Origin of the sequence: Streptomyces sp. NPDC090119, assembly GCF_044747085.1 — a bacterium.
Taxonomy (GTDB): Bacteria; Actinomycetota; Actinomycetes; order Streptomycetales; family Streptomycetaceae; genus Streptomyces.
This window is the reverse complement of the sequence record NZ_JBIVDK010000002.1, coordinates 359,263-371,419: the sequence shown is the minus strand read 5'-3', so window position 1 is coordinate 371,419 and position 12,157 is coordinate 359,263. Positions and strand designations below refer to the sequence as shown.

At 74.0% G+C, this 12,157-nt stretch carries 13 protein-coding genes; 6 read left to right on the top strand and 7 right to left on the bottom strand.

Translation table 11 applies throughout. The features are described 5' to 3' along the window. Positions 1–14 precede the first annotated feature (14 nt). The gene (gene cobT, locus ACIPPM_RS09050; RefSeq protein ID WP_401444912.1) at positions 15–1,124 is read right to left on the bottom strand and encodes a nicotinate-nucleotide--dimethylbenzimidazole phosphoribosyltransferase; all 1,110 of its coding nucleotides are present in this window, start codon (positions 1,122–1,124) and stop codon (positions 15–17) included. A 155-nt stretch (positions 1,125–1,279) separates the two neighbouring features. Here cobT and ACIPPM_RS09045 point away from each other — a divergent pair, with 155 nt between their 5' ends. Continuing rightward, entirely contained in the window at positions 1,280–2,143 is an 864-nt protein-coding gene (locus ACIPPM_RS09045) for a class I SAM-dependent methyltransferase (RefSeq protein WP_401444910.1), read from the top strand. A gap of 119 nt (positions 2,144–2,262) precedes the next feature. Here the strand turns inward: ACIPPM_RS09045 and ACIPPM_RS09040 are convergent, their stop codons facing one another. Next, positions 2,263–2,964, bottom strand: coding sequence for a hypothetical protein (locus ACIPPM_RS09040; RefSeq protein ID WP_401444908.1), 702 nt, complete (start codon positions 2,962–2,964; stop codon positions 2,263–2,265). 80 nt (positions 2,965–3,044) lie between these two features. Further along, positions 3,045–4,244, bottom strand: a complete 1,200-nt coding sequence (locus tag ACIPPM_RS09035; protein ID WP_401444905.1) for a bifunctional adenosylcobinamide kinase/adenosylcobinamide-phosphate guanylyltransferase — start codon at positions 4,242–4,244, stop codon at positions 3,045–3,047. Positions 4,245–4,377: 133 nt separating this feature from the next. Here ACIPPM_RS09035 and ACIPPM_RS09030 point away from each other — a divergent pair, with 133 nt between their 5' ends. Then, positions 4,378–4,590 (top strand): hypothetical protein, encoded by a 213-nt coding sequence (locus ACIPPM_RS09030; RefSeq protein ID WP_401444903.1) that lies wholly within the window; start codon positions 4,378–4,380, stop codon positions 4,588–4,590. A gap of 51 nt (positions 4,591–4,641) precedes the next feature. Here ACIPPM_RS09030 and ACIPPM_RS09025 read toward each other — a convergent pair whose 3' ends face one another. The 3 genes from ACIPPM_RS09025 to ACIPPM_RS09015 form a co-directional block, all read right to left on the bottom strand. Further along, positions 4,642–5,715 (bottom strand): S1C family serine protease, encoded by a 1,074-nt coding sequence (locus tag ACIPPM_RS09025; RefSeq protein WP_401444900.1) that lies wholly within the window; start codon positions 5,713–5,715, stop codon positions 4,642–4,644. Positions 5,716–5,771: 56 nt separating this feature from the next. Then, a complete protein-coding gene (locus ACIPPM_RS09020) occupies positions 5,772–6,512 on the bottom strand; it encodes a class I SAM-dependent methyltransferase (protein ID WP_401446383.1) in 741 nt (246 codons plus the stop codon). A gap of 71 nt (positions 6,513–6,583) precedes the next feature. Beyond that, positions 6,584–7,180: a DUF3043 domain-containing protein gene (locus ACIPPM_RS09015; RefSeq protein WP_401444897.1), complete on the bottom strand. Its 597-nt coding sequence runs from the start codon at positions 7,178–7,180 to the stop codon at positions 6,584–6,586. A gap of 306 nt (positions 7,181–7,486) precedes the next feature. Here ACIPPM_RS09015 and ACIPPM_RS09010 point away from each other — a divergent pair, with 306 nt between their 5' ends. Next, a complete protein-coding gene (locus tag ACIPPM_RS09010) occupies positions 7,487–8,284 on the top strand; it encodes a PspA/IM30 family protein (RefSeq protein WP_078873082.1) in 798 nt (265 codons plus the stop codon). A 33-nt stretch (positions 8,285–8,317) separates the two neighbouring features. Next, positions 8,318–8,596, top strand: a complete 279-nt coding sequence (locus tag ACIPPM_RS09005) for a hypothetical protein (RefSeq protein WP_086695040.1) — start codon at positions 8,318–8,320, stop codon at positions 8,594–8,596. On the opposite strand, the gene ACIPPM_RS09000 is transcribed toward ACIPPM_RS09005, so the two are convergent. Beyond that, positions 8,597–9,973, bottom strand: a complete 1,377-nt coding sequence (locus ACIPPM_RS09000; RefSeq protein WP_401444895.1) for a DUF3616 domain-containing protein — start codon at positions 9,971–9,973, stop codon at positions 8,597–8,599. Positions 9,974–10,134: 161 nt separating this feature from the next. Here ACIPPM_RS09000 and ACIPPM_RS08995 point away from each other — a divergent pair, with 161 nt between their 5' ends. Together ACIPPM_RS08995 and ACIPPM_RS08990 are read left to right on the top strand one after the other, a co-directional pair. Continuing rightward, on the top strand, positions 10,135–11,355 hold the full coding sequence (locus tag ACIPPM_RS08995; RefSeq protein WP_401444893.1) for a sensor histidine kinase: 1,221 nt from the start codon (positions 10,135–10,137) through the stop codon (positions 11,353–11,355). Then, positions 11,352–12,029 carry a response regulator gene (locus tag ACIPPM_RS08990; protein WP_401444891.1) on the top strand — a complete coding sequence of 226 codons (678 nt, stop codon included), beginning with the start codon at positions 11,352–11,354 and terminating at the stop codon, positions 12,027–12,029. The genes ACIPPM_RS08995 and ACIPPM_RS08990 overlap by 4 nt, the downstream gene beginning before the upstream one ends. Positions 12,030–12,157: the final 128 nt, after the last annotated feature.

Sequence of the window (12,157 nt, the reverse complement as noted above, 5' to 3'; positions counted from 1 at the left end):
GGGTGCGGGCCGGGCTAGGCGCTCGCCTCGGACTGCTCGGGCTGCTCGGGCTGCTCGGATTCCTCGGGCTTCTCCGTCTCCGGGCGCTCCGGAAGCTCGGCGGCCAGTGCGGCGGCCGAGCGGACCAGGGGGAGCGCCAGCAGGGCGCCCGCGCCCTCACCGACCCGTACGCCCGTCGTCAGCAGCGGCTCCAGCGCCATCCGGTCCAGTGCCTTCGCCTGCCCCGGCTCACCGCTGTCGTGGCCCGCGAGCCACCAGTCCGGCGCCCGGAACGCCACCCGCTGGCCCACCAGCGCGCAGGCCGAGGCGACGACCCCGTCCAGGATCACCGGCAGCTTGCGCACCGCGCACTGGAGCAGGAACCCGGTCATCGCCGTCAGGTCGGCGCCGCCCACCGTCGCCAGCAGTTCGAGCTGGTCACCGAGGACCGGGCGGGCCCGGCGCAGCGCGTCCCGGACCGCCGCGCACTTGCGCATCCAGGCCAGGTCGTCGATGGCCTCGCCGCCGCGCCCGGTCACCACCGAGGCGTCCGTACCGCACAGCGCGGCCACCAGCACCGCCGCCGCCGTCGTGCCGCCCACGCTCACATCGCCGAGCACCACCAGGTCCGTACCGGAGTCGGCCTCCTCGTCGGCGACCGCCATGCCCGCCCGGAACGCCTGCTCGGCCTCCTCGGCGGTCAGCGCGTCCTCGATGTCGATGCGGCCGCTGCCCCGCCGCACCCGGTGCCGCGAAACCTCCGCCGGGAAGGCGTCCGGCGCGCAGTCCAGCGCCAGGTCCACCACCCGGACCGGTACGTCCAGGCGCCGGGCCAGCACGGCTGCCGGGCTCGCGCCCTCCAGTACCGCGCGGACCAGGTCCGCCGCACCTCCCTCGGGGCGCCGGGAGACGCCGAGCGCGGCGATGCCGTGGTCACCGGCGAAGAGGACCATCTTCGGCCGCTCCACCGGCCGTACCGGCACCACGCCCTGCGCGGCCGCCAGCCACTCGCCCAGCTCGTCCAGTCGGCCCAGCGCGCCGGGCGGCACGGCCAGGCGCTCCCGCCGTGCCTCGGCGTCCCGGCGCACACCGCCGTCCGGGCGCTCGATCAGATCGGTGAAGTCGTCGAGTCGAAGCCTGTCCATTCGCGGAACAGTACCGCCCGCGCGCGGGGCGCCCCGCGCCACACCGCCACCACATCCCGCGCCACACCGGCACCCCGTCCGGCGCACGTCATTGCGTCCAAGATCGGCATCCCATACGTTCCGGTTTACCGCGAAATGCCGCACAGGGAGCCGCCATGCCGCCCTCGCCCTCCGCCCCGCAGGCCAGCGACCGGTTCCCCGGACCGCGCCGCGAGGACTGTCCCTGGTGCGGCTCCGCCCGCCTGCGCACCCGGCTCCGCGGACCCCGCGCCACCGCCCTCGACGAATGCGGCGACTGCGCCCATGCCTTCCAGAACCCGCCGCCCACCGACGCCCGCCCGTCCGCCGACGCCCGCTCCTCGGCCGTCCGTTCCCACCGGGCCACCGCCCGCGCCCTCGCCGCGCTGGCCGACCCCGAGAGCTGGCTCGACGTCGGCACCGGCCACGGCCACTTCCCCGAGGCCGCCAAGGAGTTCTTCCCGTACACCAGCTTCGACGGGCTCGACCCCACCGCGCGGATCGAGCGGGCGCTCGCCGAGGGCCGCGTCGAGGAGGCCCACCGGGGGCTGCTCACCACGCCCGGCATCACCGACCGGCTGCGCGGCCGCTACGACGTGGTCAGCATGTTCCACCACCTGGCCCACGTCCCCGACCCCCGCGCCGAACTACGCGCCGCGCTCGCCGTACTCCGTCCCGGCGGCCACCTCGTGATCGAGGCCCCCGCTCCGGACAGCGCCTACGCCACCCTCCTCGGCCCCCGCTGGCTCCCGCACCACCACGCCCACCTGCTCCCGCTGCCCAACCTGGAAGCCGAACTCCGCGCCCTGGGCTGCGCGATCACCACCACGACCCGCGTCCACCAGCCCCAGGACCTCACCACGACCTTCCCCCGCCCCCTCCACGCCCCCCTGACGGCGGCCACCGCCCTGGACCGCCTCCTGACCCCCCTGACCCGCCGAACCCGCTTCGCCAACACCTACCGCCTGCTGACCCGCAAACCGGGCCGACTGCCCGGCTAGGCGGCCCACCGGCAGGGCCCGACGTCTCACGGGTCGGGGCGCGGCGTGGGAAACGCCGCGCCCCTGGTGATGCCCGGCGACCACGCGGAAGCCCGACGAAGCCCGACCGGGCATCGGGATCACATCAACCACATCAGGCGGACCAGGCCCCACCCGCCCAGCGCCATGAGGGCCGCCGTCATGAGCGCCGCCGCCCAGGCGCGTCCCGGCCTGAGCTCCGGGGGCTCCCCGGTGTCGGGAGCAACGCAGCGTTCGAGCCACAGGAACGTGAAGAACCCGAAGCCGGTGACCAGGCAGACGCCGAACCACACGCCACGATTCCGCACCCGCTGGTACCTGCGCGGCAGCGCGTAGGCCGCGGCCAGCACGGCGACGCCCACCCCGACCGCGCTCCAGCGCAGCACGGCCGACCGGAGGAAGAGCGGATAGCTCGCGGGCAGGACGATGTCCAGGAAGCCCGGCTCGTACCGCTCCTGCCGACTCCCGAACGGGAGATCGCCGGCCTCCTTGCCCACCTGGGCGGCGATCTCCCGCTCGACGGTGTCGACTCCGTCACCGCCGGACTCGCCGGGCACCCGCACTTCGCGGTAGACCAGCGGGGCCGTCCGCCAGAACAGGCTCACCCCGTCGTCGTCGTACCCGACCTCGACCGCGGGCGGATCGTCCGCCCGCAGGGCCCGCACCAGATCCGCCCGCCCACTCGGGACCGGGAACTCCTGGCCCAGCCAGGCCACGTAGGACACGAGCAGGAGCGCCAGCGCGACGAACCGTGCCGTCCTGGCGACCACGAACGAGCGTGACCCCTTCGACTGGGCGATCACTTGGTACTGGATGGGGTGGCTCCTTCAGCGGCCCGGCACGGCTTGTGGAGCATGAGTCTGCGGTCCGGTGGACTTTCCGTCTAGCCCCGCAACACCAGCGCCTGCCCCGCCACCACCAGCACGATCTGCTCGCACTCCGAGGCGAACGCCGTGTTCAGGCGGCCGAGTTCGTCGCGGTAGCGGCGGCCCGAGGCGGTGGCGGGGACGATGCCGGAGCCGACCTCGTTGGAGACGGCGACCACCGTGCGGGGGGTCTCGCGGACCGCTCGGGTCAGTTCGCGTACCCGGTCGCGGAGGGCCTTCTCGCCGCCGTCGGCCCACTGGGCGTCGTCCCAGGCGCCGACCGCGTCCATGACGTCGGTGAGCCACAGGGAGAGGCAGTCGATGAGGAGCGGCGGGCCGTCCTCGGCGAGGAGGGGGACCAGGTCCGTCGTCTCCGCCGTACGCCAGGAGCCCGGACGGCGCTCGCGGTGCGCGGCCACCCGCTCCGCCCACTCGCCGTCCCCGGCGCGGGTGCCGCCGGTCGCCGCGTACACCACGTCCGGGAAGGACTCCAGGCGCCGTTCCGCCTCCACCGACTTGCCCGAGCGGGCGCCGCCCAGCACCAGCGTCCGGCGCGGCACGTCAGGGACCTCGTCGTACGCGCCCACCGCCAGCGTCACCCCGTCCGGCACCGCCCGCGCCCCGGCCGCCGCCAGCCGCCGGGGCAACTCCGTGGCCTGCGGCACGTCATGGTCCAGGTGCACCGCGACGACGTCCGTGGCCGGACCCACCCCGCCCGCCGCCCGCAGCCGGGCCAGCGCGTCCGGGCGCCCCACGACGTCGGCCAGCACCATGTGGTACGGCTCGTCGACCTCCTCCAGCCCGGCCGGGGCGCCGCCCGGCGGGAGGTACAGCAGCCTCAGCCCGTCCGGCCCGGTCACCTCGTACCCCGTACCGCCCGCGTCCATCGCCAGCGCCCGCACCCGATGCCCCGTCAGCAACGTCAGCTCACGGCCGTCCGGTACCCGGACCGGCTGCGGCAGCCCGGCGGGAACCTCCACGGCGGGCCCGTCGTGCGGGTGGGACAGCAGCACCTGGCGGACCCCGCCCAGCGAGTGCCCGGCGCGCGCGGCGGCGAAGGCCGCGCCTGGTGTCAGGTCCAGCAGCAGGACCCCGTCCACCAGCAGCGCGGTGGCCGCCCGCGCGTCCGGGCCGAGCGCGCACGCGCACACGGCGCAGGGGCAGTCGGGGCGGGGCAGCCCCGCGGGGGCACCGGTGCCGAGCAACGTCACGTCCACGGAACCGATTTTCACCTGTCCCGCTCGCCCCCGCGCACCGGGTCACCTGAGCGGACGATGATCCACGATGTCCTGTGGGCGGCCCCGGTGACCGCATACGCTGCCCCGAGGAGTCGGATCGAAGGAGGCGCGCATGACAGCTTGGACATGGCGGTTCGAGAAGGCCGACGGGACGGAGGTCCCGCCCGCCGTGGAGCCGGAGGAGTTCACCACGCAGGGCGACGCCGAGTCCTGGGTCGGCGAGAACTGGAAGGCGCTGCTGGAGGGCGGCGCGGACCAGGTGCGCCTCTTCGAGGAGGCCACCGAGATCTACGGGCCGATGAGCCTGAACGCCGAGCAGCAGTAGCCCCGGCCCAGCGGGGGCGGGGATTCTCCCGCTCCCGTCGGCAGGCGCCCCTCACTGCTCGCCGAGCGTCACCTGAGCCGTCTTCCGCGTGCCCGAGCGCTCGTAGGTGACCGTGACCCGCTCGCCCGGCTTCTTCTCCGCCAGCGCCTCGGCGAGTTCCGTGGTCGTGCCGACGGCGGTGTCGCCCAGCCGGGTGATCACATCGCCCGCCTTCAGCCCCGCGCTCGCCGCCGGACCGCCCGCCTTCACCGTGACCAGGGCCGCCCCGGCGGGCTGGTAGCCGTCGTCCACGACCGTGCGGACCGTGACGCCCAGCGCGGCCCGGCCCGAGTCGGTGACCTTGCCGGTGCCGATGATCTGGCCCGCGACCGTACGCACCATCGACGCCGGGATGGCGAAGCCGATGCCCGGCGCCGCGCCGCCCTGCATGCCGGGGTCGGCCGCGCCCAGCGTGGGGATGCCGATGACCTGGCCGTCCAGGTTCACCAGCGCGCCCCCGCTGTTGCCCGGATTGATCGCGGCCGAGGTCTGCACCATGTTGGGGATCGTGGCGCCCGAGCCCCCGTCGTCGGCGGGCTCGCTCACCGTCCGCCCGGTCGCCGAGACGATGCCCTGGGTCACACTGGACGACAGCCCGAGCGGTGAGCCCATGGCCAGCACGATCTGGCCGACCTCCACCTGGTCCGAGCCGCCGAACACCGCCGGGCGCAGGCCCTGCGGCACCTTGTCCAGCTTGATCACCGCGAGGTCCTGCTCGGGGTAGGAGTACACCAGGCTCGCCGCGAGCGGTTCCTCGCTGCGGGCGGTGGTCACCCGGAAGGTCTTCTCCGAGCCGACCACGTGCGCGTTGGTGACGATGTGGCCCTTGTCGTCGTAGATCACGCCCGAGCCGAGGGACTGCCCCGCCTGGATCTGCACGACCGAGGGCAGCACCTCCTTGATGACCTTCTGATACTGGTCCTGGAGATCGTTCGTCACCAGCGGCAGCGCCGCCTGCGCGGTCGACGGCCCGCCCCTCCGGGCCGAGGTCGCCGGGTTCGAGCAGCCGCCCAGGAGGACGGCGGCACACACCAGCACGACGGCCACGGCACCCCTGCGCACGGCCCGGATACGGGAAGCGTCCATGGACGAGTCTCCCCACGGCGCCCGGACCGGGGCCCGCCAGGTACCGCCGAACGGGACTAGCCCCGCACCCCGCACAGGTGCAGCAGTTCCGCGACCCCCCGGTACGGGTCCGTGCGGCCCGCGCGTTCCTCGGCCGCGAGGAGGGTCTCCAGCTCGTCGGGGGAGACCGGGGCGGACGGGGTGCGGCCCGCGAAGACATGGACGCCGTACCAGGCGTGCAGCGGGGCGGCGATGCCGTGCAGGGTGGCGGTCAGGGCGGACAGCCGGTCGGCGCGGCCCTCGGGGCCGGGAACCGCCGGGGCGTCGCCGTCGGCCTCGGTGCGGGAGCGGGGGAGCAGCGCGGCCGTGTCCAGCGCGGCCAGCGCGCCGGTCCAGTCACCGGCGAGACCGGGGCCCATGGCGAGGGCGTCGCCGTTGCGCACCAGCAGGGACAGCAGACCGCCCGGCGCGAGCATCCGGGCCAGCCCGGCCACCAGCGGATCGGGCTCCTCGACGTACATCAGCACGCCGTGGCACAGCACCACGTCGAAGCTGCCCGGCAGGAAGTGCACCCCGGTGTCCCGGCCGTCGCCCAGCACCAGCCGGACCCGCTCCCGGATGCCGTCGGGCTCACCGGTCAGCGCCGCACGCGCGGCCGCGACCAGCTCCGGGTCCCGCTCGACGCCGGTCACCTGATGGCCGAGCCGGGCCAGCCGCAGCGCCTGCGCGCCCTGGCCCATCCCCACGTCGAGCACGCGCAGCCGCCGTCCGACGGGGAAGGCGCGGGCCAGCTGCTCGTCCAGCTGCCAGGTGACCAGGCGCTGCCGGATCAGCTCGCCCGGCGTGGCCGGCCCCGTCAGGGCCGCCGTGCCGGGCGCGGCGTCTGCGCTCAGGGTCGCTCTCCGCGCTTGACCTGCGGCTTGGGCAGCCGCAGCCTGCGCATCTGGAGGGAGCGCATCAGACCGTAGGCGACGGCGCCCCGGCGGTTGACGTCCGGGAACTTCTCGGCGAGCCGCTTGCGCAGCCGGTAGCCGCTGAAGGCGGAGTCGACGACGATCAGCACGATCACGATCGCCCACAGCAGCAGCGCGATGCTCTGGATGGAGGGCACCCGCACCACGCTGAGGATCAGGATCACGATGGCCAGCGGGAGGAAGAACTCCGCCACGTTGATCCGCGAGTCCACCCAGTCGCGGGCGAACTTGCGCACCGGGCCCTTGTCCCGGGCGGGCAGGTACCGCTCGTCGCCACCGGCGAGCGCGCGGCGCTGCCGGTCCAGGGCCTGGCGGCGGTCCTCACGCTGCCGCTTGGCCGTGTCCTTGCGGGACACGGGCGTACTGGCGACACTGCGGCGCTGGGACTGGGCCTCACTGCGCTTCGGCGTGGGCCTGCCCTTGCGGGCCTGCGGGTCGCGGGGCTGACTGGAGCCGGTCACCTGCGCCTTGTCGGCGGGTGCCTTCTCTTCCTTCGCACGGCTACGGAACACAAAACCCAAGGGTACGGGCATCACGGGCATGGACCCCAGTCCCTTCGGGAACGATCCGGCAACACCGGACGTCTACAGGGGTACACAGAGGACGTCACCGGCGCTTTCCGGGCGAGTCGTGCACCCGGCGGGGCGCCACCCCGGGGATCACCTACTCCTCACGCCTGAGTGAGCGGGCCCGGGCTCGTCCTTGGGGAGGAGCGCATCGCTCCCCGAACGGTGCGGTAATGGTGGCAGGGCCCGTACTGTGGGTTCTGTCGCAGGATCGGTGAGCTGGAGTCCGTCAGAAGGGGGCGCGCGAAGCCCATGAGCGGTGTCATGAAGCGTATGGGGATGATCTTCCGCGCGAAGGCGAACAAGGCCCTGGACCGGGCCGAGGACCCGCGCGAGACCCTCGACTACTCGTACCAGAAGCAGCTGGAGCTGCTCCAGAAGGTGCGGCGCGGTGTCGCCGACGTGGCGACCTCCCGCAAGCGCCTGGAGCTCCAGCTCAACCAGTTGCAGCAGCAGTCCGGGAAGCTGGAGGACCAGGGCCGCAAGGCGCTGGCGCTCGGCCGTGAGGACCTGGCCCGCGAGGCCCTGTCCCGCCGCTCCGCGCTCCAGCAGCAGGTCACGGACCTGGAGACGCAGCACGCCACCCTCCAGGGCGAGGAGGAGAAGCTGACCCTCGCTGCCCAGCGCCTCCAGGCCAAGGTGGACGCCTTCCGTACGAAGAAGGAGACCATCAAGGCCACCTACACCGCCGCCCAGGCGCAGACCCGCATCGGGGAGGCGTTCTCCGGCATCTCCGAGGAGATGGGCGACGTGGGCATGGCCATCCAGCGGGCCGAGGACAAGACGGCCCAGCTGCAGGCGCGGGCCGGCGCGATCGACGAGCTGCTCGCCTCCGGCGCGCTGGACGACCAGTCCGGCATGGCCAAGGACGACATCCAGGCCGAGCTGGACCGGCTCTCCGGCGGTTCGGACGTCGAGCTGGAGCTCCAGCGGATGAAGGCCGAGCTGGCTGGGGGCCCCTCCGCGCAGCAGCAGGCCATCGAGGGCGGTGCGGGCGGTCAGCAGGCTCAGCAGCAGCCGCAGGACACCCCCCGCTTCGACAAGCAGTAGTCCACCGCCGGGACCCGAGCCGAGGAGGCCGACATGATCGTACGGATCATGGGTGAGGGCCAGGTGAGGCTGGACGACTCCCGCTTCCCTGAGCTGAACAAGCTGGACGACGAGCTGCTCGCCGAGGTCGAGGGCGGTGACGAGGAGGGCTTCCGGCGCACCCTGCACGCGCTGCTGGAAGCCGTCCGGAAGCTGGGCACCCCGCTCCCGGACGACTCCCTGGAGCCCTCCGAGCTGATCCTGCCCGCCCCGGACGCCACCGTGGCGGAGGTCCGGGAGATGCTCAGCGACGACGGGCTGATCCCCGGCTGATCAGCTCAGGCCGAAGAAGGTGGAGCGGGACTTCTGCCACTCCGGGTGGGAGAGGTCCTTCGCCTCGGTGCCGTCGCCGTAGAGGTCGGCGCTGCCGTCGTCGGTGATCAGCTGGACCCGGCCGCCGGACACGTCCAGGTCGGGCACCGACACCACGGACTCCCAGCCGCCCGCGTCCGCCGTGGGCAGGTCCAGCGCCTTCACCGGCTGGTGCCCGGCCACTCCGTCCCAGCGGTACAGGGCGTACGGCGCGCTGTTGTCCTCGGCCGCCCAGGACCCGGCCAGGATCAGGTACTGCCCCTTGTCGTTCCGGCGCAGATCACGCACCGAGAGACCGCCGAGGTCCAGCTCGACCGGGGTGCCGAAGGTGGCCTTGGTGCCGCGGACCACCTGGTCGATGTTGGTCACCGGCACGATCAGCGCCTTGCCGCCGTTGCTCGGCGGCACCAGCGGGGCGCGGAAGCCGACGTAGGCCGTGGTGGTGGAGCCGGGGGCGAACTCCAGGCCCTCCACGTTGAAGCCGTCCACCTGCTTCGGGGTCTGCCCGTCGGCGGTGGCGGCCGCGAAGCCGTACCGGTCGCCGTTGGCCTTGTCCCAGGCCACCAGGTCGTCCCGCAGCCTGTGCCCGGCGCTGCCGAAGGCCACCGAGGTCGCGGCGCCGGAGCCGGAGAGCGTGGTGGTGAACACCGTGTTGCGGTCCGCCTTGTACTCGCCGTCCTTGTTGTTGCCGAGCGAGCCGGTCCAGTACACGGTGTTCCCGACGCGGGCCGCGCCCTCGATGTCGACCTCCTTGGACGCGCCCAGCGCGGAGGACAGGTTCCAGCTCTTCACCGGTGCCCCCGAGGCCGAACCGTCGTACAGGCGCAGGGTGTTGTCCTCGTCGTTGGCCACCAGGACATAGCCGCTCCCGGCGTCCACGGCGGCGGAGGCGTCCGAGGCTCCGGTGAGATAGCGGGCGTCGGCCGAGCGCTGGACGGCGGGGGAGGCCGCGTAGTGCAGGGTCGTGGTGGCCGACTTGCCGTCGGCGCCGGTCACCTTCAGCGTGAGGTCGGCGTACCCCTGGGCACGGGCGGACACCGCGACCGTACGGCTGCCTCCGGTGCCGGTGACCTTGACGTCCCCGGTGCCCGCCACCGTGCTCCGGGTGCTCTTCGACGCCGTCACCGTCAGCCCCGAGGCGTCCGCCCCGCTCTGCGCGACGGTCACCGTGACCACCGGGTCGCCGGTCGCACCGACCGCGCCGGACAGGTAGGCCGCCGACAGCTTGATCGTCGGGGTCCCGGTGGACGCCGCGTGCACCGTGCCGGCCGGGCCGAGCACCGCCAGCAGGGCCACGGCGGTGGCGGAGGGGAGGAGACGGGAAGGGAGAGGGCGCACGGGTCACTGCCTTTCGACGAGCGGGACACATCCGGCGCCCTGAGGCTCGGCCGCCCCGGCCAACGGCGGACGTCCACCACCGGTATCCCCGGCGAACACCACCCGACACCTGGCGACCCATCGCGCACCCGCACCTTCCCGGCGCCCCGTACTGTTCACGGGTGAGCACTCTGCGACGCGCCCGGTACCAGTTCAGGGCGCACCCCCTCACACTCGACGCGGTCATCGCGGCGGCCGTGCTGCTGTGCATGATCAGCAGCGCCTTCGCCGCACCGGACGGCGACCACGGCGTGGACTGGGGCGCCCGGCCGCCCAACACGCTGAGCCTGCTGCTGATGGTCCTCGCCGCCGCCGCGCTCGTGCTGCGCCGCCGCTCGGCGCTCGCCGTACTGGCGTTCACCGGGACCCTCGCCCTGGTCGAGTGCGTCACCGGCGACCCCCGCGCACCGGTGGCGATGACCACCGTCATCGCCCTGTACACCGTCGCCTCCACCACCGACCGCGCCACCACCTGGCGGGTCGGACTGCTCGCCATGACCGTGCTGACGGCCGCCGCCATGCTCGCCGGACCCCTGCCCTGGTACGCGCAGGAGAACATCGCCCTGGTCGCCTGGACCGGCATCGGCGCCACCGCGGGCGACGCGGTCCGCAGCCACCGCGCCTACGTCCAGGCCATCCGGGAGCGCGCCGAACGCGCCGAACGCACCCGCGAGGAGGAGGCCCGGCGCCGGGTCGCCGAGGAACGGCTGCGCATCGCCCGCGAACTGCACGACGTGGTCGCCCACCACATCGCCCTGGTCAACGTGCAGGCCGGAGTCGTCGCCCATGTCATGGACCGGCGCCCCGACCAGGCCAAGGAGGCGCTCGCGCACGTCCGCGAGGCCAGCCGCTCCGCGCTGGACGAACTGCGCGCCACGGTCGGCCTGCTCCGCCAGTCCGACGACCCGGCCGCGCCCACCGAACCCGCCTCCGGCCTCGGCCGCCTCGACGAACTCGCCGGGACCTTCCGCAACGCCGGGCTGCCCGTCCAGGTCGCCCGCGCCGAGAAGGACACCGAACTCCCGGCCGCCGTCGACCTGGCCGCCTACCGGATCGTGCAGGAAGCCCTCACCAACGCCCAGAAGCACGCCGGAACCGGCGCCAAGGCCGAGGTCAGCGTCGTCCGGGTAGGCCCGAACATCGAGGTCAGCGTGCTCGACGACGGCGCCGGCGCCACGGGCACCACCGGCACCGGCGGCGGGCACGGGCTGCTCGGCATGCGCGAGCGGGTCACCGCGCTCGGCGGCACCCTCACCACCGGCCCCCGGTACGGCGGCGGCTTCCGCGTCCATGCCATCCTGCCCGTCCAGACCCGTGCCGGGGCCGAGAGGAAACCCGAATGACGATCCGCGTCCTGCTCGCCGACGACCAGGCCCTGCTGCGCAGCGCGTTCCGGGTGCTGGTCGACTCCGAGCCCGGCATGTCCGTGGTGGGGGAGGCGTCCGACGGGGCCGAGGCGGTCCGGCTGGCCAAGGAGTGCGCCGCCGAGGTCGTCCTCATGGACATCAGGATGCCCGGCACCGACGGCCTCGCCGCCACCCGCATGATCAGCGCCGATCCGGGACTGGCCCACGTCCGTGTGGTCATCCTGACCACCTTCGAGGTCGACGACTACGTGGTGCGGGCCCTGCGCGCGGGCGCCTCCGGCTTCCTCGGCAAGGGCAGCGAGCCCGAGGAACTGCTGACCGCCATCCGGCTGGCCGCGAGCGGCGAGGCGCTGCTCTCCCCGACCGCGACCAAGGGCCTGATCGCCCGCTTCCTCGCCCAGGCCGACGCCCCCGCCCCCGACCCGGCCCGCCTGGCCAGGCTCGACGCGCTCACCGTCCGGGAGCGCGAGGTGCTGGTACTGGTGGCTGGCGGCCACTCCAACGACGAGATCGCCGAGCGGCTGGAGGTCAGCCCGCTCACCGTGAAGACCCACGTCAACCGGGCCATGGCCAAGCTGGGCGCCCGCGACCGGGCCCAGCTCGTCGTCATCGCCTACGAGTCCGGGCTGGTCCGCCCGAGGTCGGACTGACCCCCGGCCGCTCTACTGCGCGGGGAGTACCGGCCCGCCCCGGAAATGGACCTGGGGCCTACGGGTCGGGCCCCGGCGATGGACCAGGGTGTGGGGTGGGCGCACAGACGCGTCCCGCCGCAGCTTCT